Origin of the sequence: Marinobacter nauticus ATCC 49840 (assembly GCF_000284615.1) — a bacterium.
In the GTDB taxonomy this organism is placed as follows: domain Bacteria; phylum Pseudomonadota; class Gammaproteobacteria; order Pseudomonadales; family Oleiphilaceae; genus Marinobacter; species Marinobacter nauticus.
Map to the genome: position 1 here is coordinate 1,262,635 of NC_017067.1, position 16,687 is coordinate 1,279,321.

General features: G+C 57.1%; 12 protein-coding genes. All 12 read left to right on the forward strand.

From position 1 onward, the window contains the following. The first annotated feature begins 106 nt into the window (after nucleotides 1-106). The 12 genes from MARHY_RS05825 to MARHY_RS05880 all read left to right on the forward strand — a co-directional run bounded on the left by MARHY_RS05825 (nucleotide 107) and on the right by MARHY_RS05880 (nucleotide 16,682). Nucleotides 107-2,170: an NADPH-dependent 2,4-dienoyl-CoA reductase gene (locus MARHY_RS05825; protein WP_011785547.1), complete on the forward strand. Its 2,064-nt coding sequence runs from the start codon at nucleotides 107-109 to the stop codon at nucleotides 2,168-2,170. 133 nt (nucleotides 2,171-2,303) lie between these two features. Further along, nucleotides 2,304-3,539, forward strand: coding sequence for a DNA repair ATPase (locus MARHY_RS05830; protein WP_011785546.1), 1,236 nt, complete (start codon nucleotides 2,304-2,306; stop codon nucleotides 3,537-3,539). Nucleotides 3,540-3,615: 76 nt separating this feature from the next. After that, nucleotides 3,616-4,500 (forward strand): NAD(+) kinase, encoded by an 885-nt coding sequence (locus tag MARHY_RS05835; protein ID WP_011785545.1) that lies wholly within the window; start codon nucleotides 3,616-3,618, stop codon nucleotides 4,498-4,500. Nucleotides 4,501-4,502: 2 nt separating this feature from the next. Next, complete coding sequence (locus MARHY_RS05840) at nucleotides 4,503-5,516, forward strand: metallophosphoesterase (protein ID WP_014420976.1); 1,014 nt, start codon at nucleotides 4,503-4,505, stop codon at nucleotides 5,514-5,516. Between the two features lie 16 nt (nucleotides 5,517-5,532). Then, nucleotides 5,533-6,207: a rhomboid family intramembrane serine protease gene (locus MARHY_RS05845; RefSeq protein WP_011785543.1), complete on the forward strand. Its 675-nt coding sequence runs from the start codon at nucleotides 5,533-5,535 to the stop codon at nucleotides 6,205-6,207. Between the two features lie 175 nt (nucleotides 6,208-6,382). Next, entirely contained in the window at nucleotides 6,383-6,682 is a 300-nt protein-coding gene (locus MARHY_RS05850; RefSeq protein ID WP_011785542.1) for a YeaC family protein, read from the forward strand. Next, nucleotides 6,679-7,515: a DUF2797 domain-containing protein gene (locus MARHY_RS05855; RefSeq protein WP_014420979.1), complete on the forward strand. Its 837-nt coding sequence runs from the start codon at nucleotides 6,679-6,681 to the stop codon at nucleotides 7,513-7,515. Before MARHY_RS05850 ends, MARHY_RS05855 begins: the two co-directional genes overlap by 4 nt. A 31-nt stretch (nucleotides 7,516-7,546) precedes the next feature. Further along, the gene (gene pepN / locus MARHY_RS05860) at nucleotides 7,547-10,189 is read left to right on the forward strand and encodes an aminopeptidase N (protein WP_014420980.1); all 2,643 of its coding nucleotides are present in this window, start codon (nucleotides 7,547-7,549) and stop codon (nucleotides 10,187-10,189) included. 205 nt (nucleotides 10,190-10,394) lie between these two features. Continuing rightward, a complete protein-coding gene (locus tag MARHY_RS05865) occupies nucleotides 10,395-11,783 on the forward strand; it encodes a DUF1329 domain-containing protein (RefSeq protein WP_011785539.1) in 1,389 nt (462 codons plus the stop codon). Nucleotides 11,784-11,928: 145 nt separating this feature from the next. Further along, nucleotides 11,929-13,077, forward strand: a complete 1,149-nt coding sequence (locus MARHY_RS05870) for a WD40/YVTN/BNR-like repeat-containing protein (RefSeq protein WP_023010629.1) — start codon at nucleotides 11,929-11,931, stop codon at nucleotides 13,075-13,077. 46 nt (nucleotides 13,078-13,123) lie between these two features. Continuing rightward, nucleotides 13,124-15,511: an efflux RND transporter permease subunit gene (locus tag MARHY_RS05875; RefSeq protein WP_014420982.1), complete on the forward strand. Its 2,388-nt coding sequence runs from the start codon at nucleotides 13,124-13,126 to the stop codon at nucleotides 15,509-15,511. Nucleotides 15,512-15,698: 187 nt separating this feature from the next. Continuing rightward, complete coding sequence (locus MARHY_RS05880; protein ID WP_011785536.1) at nucleotides 15,699-16,682, forward strand: TAXI family TRAP transporter solute-binding subunit; 984 nt, start codon at nucleotides 15,699-15,701, stop codon at nucleotides 16,680-16,682. The last annotated feature ends 5 nt before the right edge of the window (nucleotides 16,683-16,687 follow it).

The window sequence follows — 16,687 nt, forward strand, 5'->3', positions numbered from 1 at the left end:
ATCAAATGTTATTTTTGGATATTGTTGGCGCAGAGCAGGGTCGGTAGTGTTATGCCCATAACAAATGGGCGGATGTCCCGATACCTGATCAGATGAGGAGAATTTCATGACCACTGCTTCCGGCGAGAGCAAATACCCGAATCTTCTGAAGCCTCTTGATCTGGGCTTTACCACGTTACGCAACCGTACCCTGATGGGGTCCATGCACACCGGCCTTGAGGAAGTGAAAAACGGTTTTGAGCGCCTGGCTGCTTTCTACGCTGAGCGCGCCCGTGGCGGCGTTGGTCTTATCGTGACTGGTGGTATAGGCCCGAATACGGAAGGTGCGGTATTCCAGCATGCGGCCAAGATGAATACCGAGGAAGAGTCCGACAAGCACAAGGTCATCACCAAGGCGGTTCACGACGAAGGTGGCAAGATCTGTATGCAGATTCTGCATGCTGGCCGCTACGCCTACTCTCCGGAGCTGGTGGCACCCTCTGCTATTCAGGCGCCCATCAACCCTTTCAAACCCAGGGAGCTGGACGAAGCCGGTATCCAGAAGCAGATCGACGATTACGTGAATTGCGCCGCTCTTGCGCAGCGGGCCGGCTATGACGGTGTCGAGATCATGGGTTCTGAAGGTTACTTCATCAACCAGTTTATCGTCGCTCACACCAACCACCGCACCGACCAGTGGGGCGGCAGCTACGAGAACCGTATCCGTCTGCCGCTGGAGATTGTGCGCCGGGTCCGTGAGCGGGTGGGTGAGAACTTTATTATCGTCTACCGGTTGTCCATGCTGGACCTGATTGAAGACGGCAGCACCTGGGAAGAAGTGGTTCACCTGGCCAAGGAAATCGAGAAAGCCGGAGCCACCATTATCAACACCGGTATCGGTTGGCACGAAGCCCGTGTTCCGACCATTGCCACCTCGGTGCCCCGGGCTGCATTTACCAAGGTAACAGCGCGCCTGAAGGGCGAGGTCAGCATTCCTCTTGTGACCACCAACCGGATTAACATGCCGGATGTCGCCGAGAAAGTCCTGGCGGACGGCGATGCCGACATGGTCTCCATGGCCCGGCCGTTCCTGGCCGATGCTGAGCTGGTGCTGAAGGCGGAGCAGGATCGTGCCGACGAGATCAACACCTGCATCGGCTGTAACCAGGCTTGTCTGGATCATACCTTCAGCGGCAAGCTGACCTCCTGCCTGGTCAACCCGCGGGCCTGCCATGAAACCGAGCTGGCTTACGTTAAAGCGGCGCAGCCCAAGTCCATCGCGGTAGTCGGTGCCGGCCCTGCGGGCCTGGCGTTTTCCACCGTGGCCGCGGAGCGTGGTCACAAGGTGACCCTGTTTGATGCCGGCAGCGAAGTCGGTGGCCAGTTCAACGTGGCCAAGCGTATTCCGGGCAAGGAGGAATTCTACGAAACCCTGCGTTATTTCCGGAAAATGCTCGACAAGACCGGGGTCGATGTACGTCTGAATACCCGGGTTTCCGCCGAGGAACTCAAAGCGGGTGGTTTCGATGAAGTGGTTCTGGCTACTGGTGTGGAACCCCGCACTCCGGATATCGAGGGCATTGATCGCCCGAACGTTATCGGTTACCTCGACGCCCTGTTGGAGCGCAAGCCGGTGGGCCAGCGAGTGGCGGTGATCGGTGCCGGTGGTATCGGTTTTGATGTGTCCGAGTTTATTGTCCACAAGGGCGATTCTCCCTCTCTGAATACCGAACACTTCATGAAGGAGTGGGGCGTGGACCTGTCGGTAGAGCATCGCGGCGGTATCCAGGGCGTTACGGCGGAAGTGCCGGCACCGGCTCGCGAGGTCTATCTGCTGCAGCGTAAGGCCTCCAAAGTGGGCAAGAATCTGGGCAAGACCACAGGCTGGATTCACAGAACCTCGCTGAAGAATCGCCATGTTCAGATGGTGCCGGGGGTGACTTATCGCAAGATCGACGATGAAGGTCTGCACATCACGGTTACGCCGAAAGGCGCAGAGCAGGGTGAGGACAAGATCCTGCCGGTGGATACCATCATTGTGTGTGCGGGTCAGGAGCCGCTTCGCGAACTGCAGGCCGGTGTTGAGGCAGCGGGCATTCCGGTACACCTGATTGGTGGCGCCGATGTGGCGGCGGAGCTGGATGCCAAGCGGGCCATTAACCAGGGTAGCCGGCTCGCTGCGGAGATTTGATCACAAATCGTTGCAGTTTTTCTCTGTGCTTCGGCACTTGTCTGGCTAGACTATGTCGGAAAGTGTTTGAATTGGAACCAAAGGGCGCTGGCGAGCGTCCGGAACTGAGATTCCCGGGGCACGGAGAAGGTTGATGGTAAATGCCAGCCAGGCCGCTGAAGGTTATTCGGCGGTATTTTTTATGGACGGTAGCCAGGTTGCCCGGCAGATGAGACTGTCGGAATTTGGCGCTTTCCTGGATGGCTATGTTGGTCTGTCAGACCTGGCCGAGACTGATGTCCGGGCGGTTCTCGTCAATCTCAGCACCGATCTGAATGTGCGTTCTCTGGTGTTCTTCCGCATCTGGTTTGATGAGGAGGGGCGCGCAGACAGCCACTGGAATGTCCCCATTGAAGCGCTGGCAGAGCAGGGCGCCAAAGGCCCCAACATGGGGGGCGGCCCTATCAGGCTGGTGTGTCGTAGTCAGTGTCCGGATCCAGAGTTTGCCAATGAACTCTGGGACCCGGACATGACCCCCGGAAACAACCATTTTCAGGCCATTCGCAAGGCGGTTGACGCCAATACTCTCCGTTTTCAGAAGATCGAGCCCGAAGAAGAGAATATCCCGGTACTCACTGCCCCGACCCCGCAATCGAATAGTGACGATGGTAGCCGTGACCGCGCGCGTCTGGCTCAGGTCCTCCGCGAGCAACGGCTCAGAATCAAGACGCTCCAGAGCGTCCATCGGGATTCACTGGCTGACCTTCAGCGTGAGCATCGCAATGAAATGCAGGGGCTGCGCAGTGAGCTGGCGGACCTGGAGCAGCGACACGAACGCCTGAAACTGACCAACGAGCAGTTGAAAAAACGCCTGTCCCAGCGCAATGAGCAATACCTGAGCATGCAGGAGAAAATGGCGGAGGGCAGTGCCGAACAAGGCAGGGAAGATGCCAACGCCAATGCCGAGACGGTGTTGTTGCGGGAACAGTTGGAGCGCAAACAACGGGAGCTGGAATTGCGTGACGACAAGATCGTGGCTCTGGAGCAGGAGAACCATGAACTCCGCCATCGCCAGCCTCCGGAAGATTCCCTGCTGGAGCAGCTGCGCACCCAGGCGGTATTCCTGGTGGCCTACCACCCCGGTGTCGGGCATATTACTTTGCCCTACGAAGACATCGACACTTACTTCGGGAACCCACTGGCCTATGCCGCAGAGCGCTGTGGCATGAATGAGCCAGCCTATCGGGAATGGCTTGCCCACTATGAACACCCCGTATGCAAACATGTTGATGACGAAGGCAAAGCCTGTGGCGAGCCCATCATGCGCGTGACCCAGCCTGCCGAATTCGAGCCCGGACAGGACGATCGCTGCGACCAGCACAAGGCCTGATCGGTATCTTTTTTCAGAATCTGCCCGAGTTTCGTTAAACTGTTTCCTGTTTCATTCAGAGACCACGGGACACTTCATGGACCAGTTCAGGAATATCGGCATCGTCGGGCGCATGGGTAGCGTCAAGGTGGTGGAATCTTTACGGCAGCTCAAGCAGTACCTTACCGCCAACAATTACCATGTGATCATCGAGGAAGACACTTCCACCATGATTCCGGGCCATGGTCTGCAGGTGGCCAGCAAGAAGCTCCTGGGTGAGATCTGTGATCTGGTGATCGTGGTCGGGGGCGATGGTAGCCTGCTGGGCGCCGCCAGGGAGTTGGCCAAGTCCAAGATTCCGATTCTTGGCGTGAACCGCGGCCGACTGGGGTTTCTGACCGATATCTCGCCGTCAGATCTTGAAGAGCGCCTGGCCCGGGTTCTTGAGGGCGATTACATCGAAGAGTCCCGGTTTTTGCTGGATGGTCACGTTGAGCGCAATGGCCAGCCATTGGGGTATGGCTCGGCACTCAACGATGTGGTTCTGCATCCGGGCAAATCCACGCGCATGATTGGCTTTGATCTGTTTATCGACGGTCATTTCGTCTACAGCCAGCGTTCAGATGGTTTGATTGTGGCGACGCCGACCGGCTCTACAGCCTACTCTCTGTCGGCTGGTGGCCCGATTATGCATCCCAAGCTGGATGCGGTGGTGCTGGTGCCCATGTTCCCCCACACCCTGAGCAGTCGGCCGATCGTGGTGGATGGTAAAAGCGAGATCAAACTGGTGATCGGCGAAACCAATGAGACCTATCCACAGGTCAGCTTCGATGGTCAGATGAACATTGCCTGTGCCCCGGGGGATATCATCAGAATCACCAAAAAACCATTCAAGATCCGTCTGATTCATCCCACCGATCACAATTTTTACGCGACCTGCCGGGACAAGCTGGGCTGGGCAAGCGAAATAGCAGCGAGTTGATCATGGCGGCAATCAAGACAACCGCACATCGCGGCTACGACGTTATTGGTGACATCCACGGCTGCGCCCATACCCTGGAGCGATTGCTGGAGCAGATGGGGTATCGGAAGCGGAACGGCATTTACCAGCACCCCAGCCGACAGGCCATTTTTATCGGCGATATTATTGATCGTGGGCCGAGAATCCGGGAAGCGTTGCACCTGGTGCGTGACATGGTGGAACACGGCTTTGCCCGAATTGTCATGGGCAACCACGAGTACAACGCACTGGGTTACTGCACCCGGGCACGGCCAGGCAGCGGCAAGAAATTTCTGAGGGAACACAATGCCCGCCACGATCGGCTGATCAAGGAAACCCTTGAGCAGTTTGATGCGTATCCACATGAATGGAACGAATTTCTGGAGTGGTTTTATAGCATTCCGCTGTTCATTGATGAGGCTGGCTTCCGCGTGGTGCATGCCTGCTGGGATCAGACCCTGATTGATCAGTTCCGCCAGAGCCAGGGCGGCGCCTGTATCGACGAGGATTTCCTGCACGCCTCGGCGGCCATCGAATCCTTCGCCGGGCAGGTGATGGATACCCTGTTGCGCGGAACCGACCTGCGCCTGCCGGAAGGGATGTCCATTACGGGCCGGGATGGCTACGTCCGGCAGTTCTTCCGTACCAAGTTCTGGGCAGACGACCCGCAAACCTATGCAGATGTGGTGTTCCAGCCGGACCCGCTGCCGCCGGAGGTGGCCAGCAGGACTTTGCGCGAGGAGGAGCGCAAGCAGCTGATTACCTATCCACTGGACGCACCGCCGGTGTTTGTCGGGCATTACTGGATGGAGGGTGCCCCTGCTCCGCTCAAGCACAATGTGGCGTGTATTGATTTCAGCGCCGTGAAGTATGGCAAATTGGTGGCCTATCGGTTTGATGGGGAAAAGGTGCTCTCTTCGGACAAATTTGTCTGGGTTGATGTTGACCGGCCGGAGCAGCCCGATTACCCGACCAGCGAAGATAGTGTCGCCCGCTAACACCAGAGAGGTAGTTTTGGATAGTCCGTCGTCTTCCCCGATCACTCCTGGCGGCCGCTGGCAGCCGGCGCCCCGTCATGCCCCTTTTGTCATTGGCGTCATCGTGGTTGCCGTGGTGATGGTATGGCTGACCGGCATGGGGCAGAGCAATTTTGCCGCCGCTATGATGATTGTCGACCCCCGGCCGTTCAGCTGGGATACCTTCAGCACACTGGCAGGGCGCCTGGAAGCGCTCTCTATCACCCTTTCGGGAGGCCAGGTCTGGAGGCTGCTGACGCCGGATTTCCTGCATTTCAGCTGGACCCATATCATCTTCAACTCGGTGATGCTCTGGTTCCTGGGCAGTCAGATCGAATGGATGGACGGCCGGGCACGGCTGGTAGGACTGTTTCTGGCCACCAGTCTGGCGTCCAATCTTCTACAGTATCTGGTGTCCGGCCCGCTGTTCGGCGGGCTCTCGGGGGTGGTGTACGGTATTCTCGGTTATTGCTGGTTGAGCCAGCGAAGACTGCCGCGTTTCCAATTCCCGCCGGCACTCGTGACCTTTGCGCTGGTGTGGATGATCATTGGCTTTACGCCAGTGCCGGAGATGATTGGCGTGGGTCGCATGGCCAATGAGGCACACCTGGGCGGTTTTCTGGCCGGGTTGGCGATGGCGGCGATCATGCCTCCTCGTCGATACCGACGCTGAAACAAAAAAAAGCCCCACCAAAAGGTGAGGCTGTTAAAAGAGCTTTTAGCTCCTGATGAGAGAGACCAAATGATACGACCGTTGTCATTTGGTGAATTAATGATAATCGTTATCATTTTTAATTGTCAAACGGTCTTGGCATTTTTTTATATGAAGAAACGTTCAGGAGGCGGGAATGACATACGAAGAACTGATTGAGCGGCTGGACCCGACGGTTTACCGCAACCTGAAACGGGCCATTGAGCTTGGCAAATGGCCAGATGGTCGCGCGCTGACCCGTGAGCAGCGTGCTATCAGCCTGGAAGCGGTGATTTATTATGAAGAGAAGCACAACGTGCCGGAAGAACAGCGAGTGGGATACCTGGACCGTGGCGAGAAAGCCGGTACCGCTTGCGATCCGTCTGTGCAGTTCCGCAAAGATCGCCAGGGCAACAACGATGTGGACCCCGATCAGTTTGTTGAGGTCAAGGTTTGAGCGAATCCATTGATTTAACCGGCCGGCTTCGTAAGATGCCGGCCGAGGCCGGCGACCCGGTGGCCTATAACCTGGCCATCGGCGACAACCGCATTACCCTGAATGACCTTATTGGTCATAAGGTCCGGCTGAATTTTGATGGCGTGATTCGCTGTATTCATTGCGATCGCACCACCAAAAAGAGTTTCAATCAGGGCTACTGCTATCCGTGTTTCCGAAAGCTGGCCGCCTGCGACAGCTGCATCATGAGCCCGGAAAAATGCCACTATCACCTGGGTACCTGCCGGGAGCCGGAGTGGGGCGAGGCCAACTGCATGGTTGAACATGTTGTGTATCTGGCCAATTCCAGCGGCTTGAAAGTGGGTATAACACGGGCGACCCAGGTACCGACCCGCTGGATTGATCAGGGGGCGGTAACGGCGATACCGATGCTGCGGGTCGCCAGCCGTTACCTGTCTGGTCTGGTGGAAGTGGCGTGCAAGAACCACGTGGCCGACCGCACCAACTGGCGAGCCATGCTAAAGGGTGATGTGCCGGAGCTGGATCTGGTGCAGGAGCGTGAGCGCCTGTTGGACTTGATCGCAGACGACCTGGCGCAATTGCGGGCGCAGCATGGTGAAGACAGCATACGAACTGTGGACGAAGCCACACTTGGGCTGGGTTATCCGGTTCAGGTATGGCCGGCCAAGGTGAAAACCCATAATCTGGACAAAACGCCGGAAGTGGAAGGCTTGCTGGAAGGTATCAAAGGCCAGTATCTGATGCTCGACACCGGTGTAATCAATATCCGCAAGTTTACCGGCTATGAAGTCCGGTTCCGGGTTCTTGACTGAATCCGCCATGTCTTTTCTCTGGAGAGTATGAATGCGAACCAACCAGCCACAAACCATTTACCTGAGTGAATACAAGGTTCCTGCGTATCTGGTTGATCAGGTGGATCTGCGTTTCGAATTATTTGAAGACGGCGCCCGTGTGCACAGTACCCTGACTGTGCGCCGCAACCCGGACTCCGGGGAGAGCGCTGCCCCTCTGTTTCTGCACGGTGATAGTCTGCAACTGGAATCGGTTGCCCTGAATGGCTCGCCTCTACGTACCGGTGAGTTCGAAGACCGTGGCGATGCGCTGGTCGTGCCCTCGGTGCCGGAAAAATTTGAGCTGCAGGTAGTGACCTGGATCGAACCTCAGAACAACACCCGGCTGGAAGGTTTGTACAAGTCCTCCGGTATGTTCTGCACTCAGTGCGAGGCGGAAGGGTTTCGCTGCATTACCTTCTATCCGGACCGGCCGGATGTCATGGCACGCTTCCGTACCCGTATCGAGGCAGACAAAAGCGCCTATCCCGTGCTGCTTTCCAATGGTAACCCGGTGGATAACGGCGAGCTGGAAAACGGTCGCCATTTTGTCACCTGGGAAGACCCGTTCCCCAAGCCGGCTTACCTCTTTGCCCTGGTAGCCGGAGACCTGGTGGAGAAAAAAGATACCTTCACCACCTGTTCCGGCCGCAACATTGATCTGCGGATGTATGTCGAGCCCCGCAACGCGAAGAAGTGTGATTTCGCGATGGATGCCCTCAAGCGTTCCATGCGCTGGGACGAAGATGTCTACGGGCGGGAGTACGACCTGGATATCTTCATGATCGTGGCGGTGGACGACTTCAACATGGGCGCCATGGAAAACAAAGGGCTGAATATTTTCAACTCTTCCTGTGTACTGGCCAGTCAGGAGACTGCCACGGACGCCGCCTTCCAGCGTATCGAGGCCATCGTCGCCCACGAATACTTCCATAACTGGTCCGGCAACCGGGTAACCTGCCGCGACTGGTTTCAGCTGAGCCTGAAAGAGGGTTTTACGGTGTTCCGGGATTCCCAGTTCTCTGCCGATATGGGATCGCCGACGGTGAAACGAATAGAGGATGCCACCCTGTTGCGCACAGCACAGTTTGCCGAGGATGCCGGCCCCATGGCCCACCCGGTGCGCCCGGCGTCTTACATGGAGATCTCCAACTTCTATACCCTGACCATCTACGAAAAGGGTGCCGAAGTGGTTCGGATGATCCACAACCTCCTTGGTGACGAGATGTTCCGTAAGGGCAGCGATCTGTACTTCCAGCGCCATGACGGGCAGGCGGTCACCACCGATGATTTTGTTCGCGCTATGGAAGACGCCTCCGGGCGGGACCTGGGCCAGTTCCGGCTATGGTATGAGCAAGCCGGCACGCCGGTGGTTTCGGTGTCTGATGAGTACGACGAGTCGAGCGGTATCTATCGGCTTACCGTGCGCCAGAGTATTCCTGACACGCCAGGCCAGACCGGCAAGAAGCCGCAGCATATTCCATTTGCGCTCGGCCTTCTGGGCGCCGACGGGCAGCCTCTGCCCCTGAAGCTGAGTGGTGAGAGTGGCGAAGCGCCTCTGGAGCGGGTGCTGGAGCTGAGCCAGGCGGAACACTGCTTTGAGTTTGAGGGCCTGTCGGAGCGCCCGGTACCTTCTCTGCTGAGAGATTTTTCTGCCCCCGTGCGGGTGCACTACCCCTGGACGCGGGAGCAACTACTGTTCCTGATGAGCCATGATCCGGACGGTTTTAACCGCTGGGACGCAGGTCAGCGCCTGGCCGTGGACGTTATTCAGTCTCTGGTGGGGGCTCCGGAGTCTGCCGGGGTGGAGCCGCGCCTGGTGGATGCTTATCGGTCGTTGCTGCAGGACAGCGAGCTGGATCAGGCTCTGATGGCAAAGATGCTGCAGTTGCCTTCAGAGGCCTATCTCATTGAGCTGGCGGAGCAGGCTGATGTTGCTGCCATTCACCAGGCCCGTGAAAAGGTGCTTGGTTATTTGGCTGAAGGCCTGCGGGATGAACTCATGGCCTGTTATCAGCGTAACGCCGGGCAGGGCGATTACCAGCTGACGCCCGAGGCCATTGCCCGCCGCAGTCTCCGTAACACCGCGCTGGGCTGGTTGCTGCATATTGGTGATCAGGAAGCGCTGGCGCTGGCCAAAGAGCAGTTCCGGGGTGCTGATAACATGACTGACCGGCTCGGCGCACTGCGAGCGTTGGTGAATTCTGATTTCGCGGAAGATCGAACACAGGCCCTGGAAGCCTTTTACAAGCGATTCAGCGACGACCCGCAAGTGGTAGAGTTGTGGTTCTCGGTGCAGGCTTCCAGCGATCGTGCAGGTCAGCTGCCGCAGATACGGCAGTTGCTCGATCACCCGGCGTTTGACTGGAAGAATCCGAACAAGGTGCGCTCTGTCGTGGGTGCCTTTGCGGCCCAGAACCTGGCGGCATTCCACAATCCTGACGGCAGCGGGTATGAATTCCTTGCCGAGCAGGTATGCCGACTGGATGACAGCAATCCCCAGATTGCGGCGCGACTGGTGGCACCGCTGACCCGTTGGCGGAAGTTCGCTCCCGGGTATAGCAAACAGATGAAATCGGCACTGGAGCGGATTCGCGATAAAGCCGAGTTGTCCAGAGACGTGTATGAAGTAGTACACAAGAGCCTGGCAGACTGACGCCGGAGCCTGGCCCCGCGACTGATGCCGTGGGGCCCTTTGTCTGGCTGTGATTGTAAAGCCGTCGTCACAGCCGGATACAAAATCGCACTTTCGGTCGATAGACAATGTTGCCGGATCGGCTAATCTGTCAGAAAGTCTGCGATTGCATCAGACGATAACAAAAAGGCCCACAGAGGCTTCCAGACGGATTTAAGGTTGCACAATGAGATACAACAAAAACGTTTTGTTTGGCGGGTTGCTGGCTCTGTCCTTTGCTGCTTCGCCACTTCAGGCGGCAGTGTCTTCATCCGAGGCAGCGCGCCTTGGCCAGGATCTCACCCCGTTCGGTTCACCCAAGGCCGGTAACGATGCCGGCACCATTCCGGCGTGGGATGGCGGCCTGACGGAGCCGCCGGCTGGCTACGAGGGCAGCGGGCAGCACCATATCAATCCATTCCCCGACGACGAAGTGCTGTTTACCATTACAGCCTCCAACATGGATCAGTACAGCGAGTATCTGACCGATGGCGTCCGGGCGATGCTGGAAACCTACCCGACCACCTTCCGCATACCCGTGTATCAGTCCCGGCGCACCCACGCGGTGCCCGAATGGGTGGCTGAAAACACCCGTAAGAACGCGGTAAATGCCGAGATTGTGGGTGAGGCAGAGGGTATTGAGGGTGCCTTTGGTGGCTATCCTTTCCCGATTCTTCACGGCAATAATGAAGAAAAGGCCTGGCAGGTAATCTGGAACCACCTGACCCGTTGGCGCGGTGTGTCTGTCACCCGGCGCTCCAGTGAGGTGGCGGTTCAGACCAACGGCGACTACAGCCTGGTGACCTCTCAGCAGGAAGCGTTCTTCAACTTCTACAACCCTGAGGGTGGTGAAGAAGATCTGGACAACGTGATCTTCTACTATCTCTCGTTCACTCAGTCGCCACCCCGTCTTGCCGGTGGCGCCATTCTGATTCACGAAACCCTGAATCAGATCATCAATCCGCGCAATGGCTGGGGCTATAACGCTGGTCAACGTCGTGTCCGCCGTGCTCCGAACCTGGGCTACGACTCACCGATTGCGGCCTCCGATAACCTGCGTACCGCTGATGACACCGATATCTTCAACGGTGCCATGGATCGCTATAACTGGGATTACGAAGGTGTTCGGGAAATCTACATTCCCTACAACAACTACCGGATCGGTGAGAAGGGAACGCCTTACTCTGAAATTCTGGGTATGTCCCACCTCAATCCTGATCTGACCCGCTGGGAGCTCCACCGCGTGCACGTGGTCGAAGCGACCCTCAAGGAAGGCGAGCGTCACATCTACGGTAAGCGCCGCTTCTATGTGGATGAAGACAGCTGGAACACCGTATTGCTCGACCAGTATGACGGTCGCGGCAATCTCTGGCGTGTGACCATGGGTATTCCCAAGAACTACTACGAGTTGCCGGGGGTTTGGACGGTGCTTGATGTGTATCACGATCTCCAGGCGCGTCGATATCACGTGTTGGGTCTGGACACCGAAGAGCCGAATACCCGTGTATTTACCAATGATGTACCAAACACACGGTACTTCTCGCCAGCTTCTTTGCGCAGGCGAAGCGTACGCTGAGGCTTCGGCGCCGGTTTGATCCGGCGCCTGAGGCCACAAGCAGGATGTCGACCGGCGGCCCAGGGGGCTGCCGGTTTGTTTGCGAAGGCTGCTGCCAGTCGTGCAGCAGGCGCATCAGGATTTAACCAACGTAAAGGCAATCTGAATGGCTAAAAGGTTCATGTGCGAGACACTGGGAACTGCCTGCCTTGGCCTCTCTATGGCACTGGCAGCTCCAGCGGCATTTGCACTCGCGGATATTATCGAGACACCGGCGAGGCCAACAGAACTGGCTCCCCAGTCACTACTGACCGACGCAACCCGCGCAGGCGATCGAATCGTGTCAGTGGGTGAGCGTGGGCACGTAATCTATTCCGACGATCAGGGCCAGTCGTGGACGCAGGCCGAGGTGCCGGTGGCGGTCACCTTGACCGCCGTTGATTTTGGCACCGAGCAGCATGGCTGGGTGGTTGGCCACAGCGGTGTTGTGCTGCATTCCAGCGATTCCGGGGAGACCTGGGAGCTGCAGCTCGATGGTATTCAGGCCGCCGAGCTGGTGATTGCCAGCAAGGAAGACCAGATTGCTGAGCTGGAAGAGCGCATTGAACAGGCTCCGGAAGAAGAGAAGGCTGACCTGGAGTGGGCGCTTGACGATCTGTTCTTCGCCCTCGAAAACACCCAGGCAGATATGGAAATCGGGCCGGTTAACCCGTTCCTTGATGTCTGGTTCGAAGACGAGAACCACGGTTTTGTGGTGGGTGCCTATGGCATGATTCTGCGAACCCAGGATGGTGGGCAGACCTGGGAAGACTGGGCGCCGAAACTCGATAACCCAACCAACTTCCACTACAACAGCATTACCGAGGTAGCCGGTGGCGCGCTGGTGGTGGTCGGTGAAGCTGGTCAGATTCACGTATCTGTTGACGGCGGAGAATCCTGGGAGAAGCGGGAAAGCCCTTACGACGGCTCCCTGTTTGGCGTCACCGGAACCGGGCGGGTGAACGAGGTGCTGGCGTTCGGCTTGCGGGGCAACACTCTGCTGTCGACCGATCTTGGCCGCAGCTGGACCATGGTGCCCAATGAGGGTGGCGCCACCCTGAATAACGCGGCGGTGGCCGAGGATGGACGCATTACCCTGGTGGGAAATGGCGGCGCAGTGCTGATGAGCACCAACAATGGTGAAAGCTTCCGCCCCTACTTCCGCAATGACCGGGAAGGTGTCATGGGTGTGGTTCCATTGCCGGGAACCAATCTATTGCTGGTCGGCGAAGGCGGTGTTGAGATTACCGACGCTCGCGGCCGGAACCTGAATTAACGCCCTGGTGTGGCATCAACGGATTAATGGATAGAGGGGTTTTTTAATGTCTGACCCGATGCATGACAGGGGTGAACATTACCTGACAACGCCCAAGGCGGAACCGTTCCTTGAGCGTTTACTTTTCAACAACCGGGCGCTGATCCTGGTCGCCTTTTTTGTGCTGACGCTGTTTCTTGGCTACAACGCCATCAAAATTCAGCCGGATGCCAGTTTTGAGCGGATGATTCCGCTGGAACATCCGTACATCGTCAATATGCTGGATCACCGGGACGACCTGGACAACCTGGGTAACTTTGTCCGGATTGCGGTTGCCGTGGAAGAAGGCGACATCTTTACTGCCGAATACATGGAAACCCTCAAGCAGATCACCGATGAGGTGTTCTATCTGAATGGGGTGGACCGTTCCGGCCTGAAAACCATGTGGACATCGAACGTTCGCTGGGTAGAGGTTACCGAGCAGGGCTTCCAGGGCGGTACGGTTATTCCGGATGGCTACGATGGTTCCCGGGAGAGCCTGGAGCAGTTGCGCCAGAACGTATTGCGTTCGAACGAAGTGGGCCGTCTGATTTCAGACAACTTCAAATCCACGATTGTGTATGCGCCACTGTATGAGAAAAATCCGGAAACCGGCGAGGCTCTGGATTACGCAGCATTCTCCCGTGAGCTGGAAGAGAAGATCCGGGAGAAGTACGAAGCACAGAATCCGAACGTCAATATCCACATTGTTGGTTTCGCCAAGAAAGTCGGGGACCTGATTGAAGGCATCGGCTCCATTGCCTGGTTTGCCGGCATTACCATTCTGCTGACCACGCTGCTGCTGTTCTGGTATTCCCGCTGCATCGCCGGAACCCTGGTGCCGATCTTTACCTCAATCATTGCCGTGTTCTGGCAGTTGGGGGCCCTGCGGCTGCTGGGCTATGGCCTGGATCCATACTCGGTACTGGTGCCGTTTCTGGTGTTCGCGATCGGTATCAGTCATGGTGTTCAGATCGTTAATGCCATGGCGGTTGAGTCGGCCAAAGGTTTCGATGCCGTCACCTCAGCACGTCTGGCGTTCCGGGCTCTTTATATTCCGGGCATGCTGGCGCTGATTTCTGATGCTGTCGGCTTCCTCACGTTGGTGTTTATTGAAATCGACGTTATTCGTGATCTGGCTGTGGCGGCCGGTCTGGGTGTGGCGTTCGTCATTATCACCAACCTGGTGCTGCACGTTCTGATCATGTCTTACATCGGCATCTCCAAAGGCGGTGTCCAGCATGTTCAGAATCATGGTGAAAAGCAGGACCGCAAGTGGCGGGTCATGTCCTACTTCTCCCATCCGGGGGTTGCGCCGATTTCCCTGCTGATCGCGGTGATCGGCCTGGGGCTGGGCATGTACTACAAGCAGGACCTGAAAGTGGGGGACCTGGACCAGGGTGCGCCCGAATTGCGCCCGGATTCCCGCTACAACAAGGATAACGCCTACATCATCAACAATTATTCCACCAGTGCAGACGTGCTTGTGGTGATGGTGAAGACCCCGGAAGAACAATGTACCCAGTACAACGTACTCCGGGCCATGGACAGTCTGCAGTGGGAGCTGCAGAACACTCCGGGTGTGCAGAGCTCCGCCTCCCTGGCTGATGTCTCCAAGCTGGTTACCAAGGCTCTGAACGAGGGTAACTGGAAGTGGTACGAGATTTCCCGCAACCAGACCATCATCAATGCCTCCATTCGTGACGCGCCGGCAGGTTTGATTAATACCAACTGCAGCCTCACGCCGGTTCTGGTGTTCCTGGAAGATCACAAGGCGGAAACTCTGGAAACGGTAGTCGAGCGGGTCGAACAGTTCGCCGATGCCAACAGCAACGAAGAGCATACCTTCCTGCTGGCAGCTGGTAACGCCGGTATCGAAGCGGCGACTAACGAGGTGATCTCGAACGCCAAGGACATGATGCTGCTGCTGGTGTATGGCGTAGTGAGTTTGCTCTGCTTCCTGACTTTCCGCTCCATCAGGGCTGTGGCCTGTATTGTGATTCCGCTAGGCCTGACCTCCATCCTGTGTGAGGCGATCATGGCGGTGTCCGGTATCGGCATCAAGGTGGCCACGCTGCCGGTGATTGCGTTGGGTGTGGGTATCGGTGTGGACTACGGTATCTATATCTACAGCAAACTTGAAAAGTTCCTGCTGGAGGGTAAGACGCTGCAGGAGGCGTACTATGAAACCCTGCGCTCCACCGGTAAGGCGGTTATCTTTACCGGTGTGACTCTGGGTCTTGGTGTTGTGACCTGGATATTCTCTCCGATCAAGTTCCAGGCGGACATGGGCTTCCTGCTGTTCTTCATGTTCCTGTGGAACATGGTAGGGGCAATCTGGCTGCTGCCGGCCCTGGCGAGATTCCTGCTTCGCCCGGACAAGATGCTGGCGAAAGCACGGGCTGCGAAGTCCTGAAAATCGCCCTGAACCAGCAAAAAAGCCCGCCTGTGCGGGCTTTTTTGTTGATAGGTCAGCTGGTTAGCGTGCTAATCCTTCCTTTATTTATGGCCAGAAGTGTTCTATGTTCTAGAACGAACCGGATGTTTGCCCGTATACCCGTGCGGGTAATCGACTATAACTATCAAGAAAAGGAAGAGCACACATGACACTGAAACTCAAAGCGTCCGCTTTTGCCGTTGCAGCCGCCGTGAGCCTGGGTGCCGCGTCCTCTGCGGTTTCCGCGCAGGAACAGCGCTTCGTGACCATCGGTACCGGTGGTGTTACCGGCGTTTATTATCCGGCGGGTGGCGCTATCTGTCGCCTGGTGAATATGGATCGCAAGGAGCATGGTATCCGTTGCTCGGTTGAGAGTACCGGTGGCTCCGTTTACAACCTGAACGCCATTCGCCAGGGCGAGCTGGATCTGGCTGTTGCCCAGTCCGACTGGCAATACCACGCCTACAATGGCACCAGCCAGTTTGAAGATGCGGGCAAAAACGAGAAGCTGCGTGCGGTCTTCTCTCTGCACCCTGAGCCGTTCACCGTGGTAGCCAGCAAAGGTTCCGGCATCAAGACCTTTGAAGACCTGGAAGGCAAGCGCGTGTCTGTGGGTAATCCGGGTTCTGGCCAACGCGCCACAGCAGAAGTGCTGATGGATGAAATGGGCTGGACCATGGATAAGTTCTCGCTGGCGGCTGAGATCAAGGCTGCCGAGCAGTCCCAGGCGCTGTGCGATGGCAACATTGACGCTTTCTTCTACACCGTTGGCCACCCCTCCGGTGCCATCAAGGAAGCCACCACGTCCTGTGACAGTGTAATTGTTGCCGTTGACAACAAGGCGACGGAAGCGTTGATCAAGGAAAACCCCTACTACCGTAAGGCAGTGATTCCGGGTGGTATGTACCGTGGTTCCGACGAAGATGTAACTACCTTCGGTGTGGCTGCTACGTTCGTTTCCTCAACTGACGTTCCGGAAGATGTCGTGTACGAAGTGGTCAAGGCCGTGTTCGAGAACTTCGACAGCTTCAAGCGTCTGCACCCTGCCTTCGGCAACCTGAAGAAAGAAGAAATGGTCTCTGATGCCCTGAGTGCGCCGCTGCACCCGGGCGCGGCCAAGTACTATCGCGAGGCTGGCCTGATCGACTGATCGGC

Coding starts and splice junctions, on each gene's coding strand:
- MARHY_RS05875 (WP_014420982.1), top strand. CDS start 13,124: ATGTCTGACCCGATGCATGACAGGGGTGAACATTACCTGACAACGCCC.
- pepN (WP_014420980.1), top strand. CDS start 7,547: ATGCGAACCAACCAGCCACAAACCATTTACCTGAGTGAATACAAGGTT.
- MARHY_RS05850 (WP_011785542.1), top strand. CDS start 6,383: ATGACATACGAAGAACTGATTGAGCGGCTGGACCCGACGGTTTACCGC.
- MARHY_RS05870 (WP_023010629.1), top strand. CDS start 11,929: ATGGCTAAAAGGTTCATGTGCGAGACACTGGGAACTGCCTGCCTTGGC.
- MARHY_RS05880 (WP_011785536.1), top strand. CDS start 15,699: ATGACACTGAAACTCAAAGCGTCCGCTTTTGCCGTTGCAGCCGCCGTG.
- MARHY_RS05830 (WP_011785546.1), top strand. CDS start 2,304: ATGGTAAATGCCAGCCAGGCCGCTGAAGGTTATTCGGCGGTATTTTTT.
- MARHY_RS05865 (WP_011785539.1), top strand. CDS start 10,395: ATGAGATACAACAAAAACGTTTTGTTTGGCGGGTTGCTGGCTCTGTCC.
- MARHY_RS05835 (WP_011785545.1), top strand. CDS start 3,616: ATGGACCAGTTCAGGAATATCGGCATCGTCGGGCGCATGGGTAGCGTC.
- MARHY_RS05840 (WP_014420976.1), top strand. CDS start 4,503: ATGGCGGCAATCAAGACAACCGCACATCGCGGCTACGACGTTATTGGT.
- MARHY_RS05825 (WP_011785547.1), top strand. CDS start 107: ATGACCACTGCTTCCGGCGAGAGCAAATACCCGAATCTTCTGAAGCCT.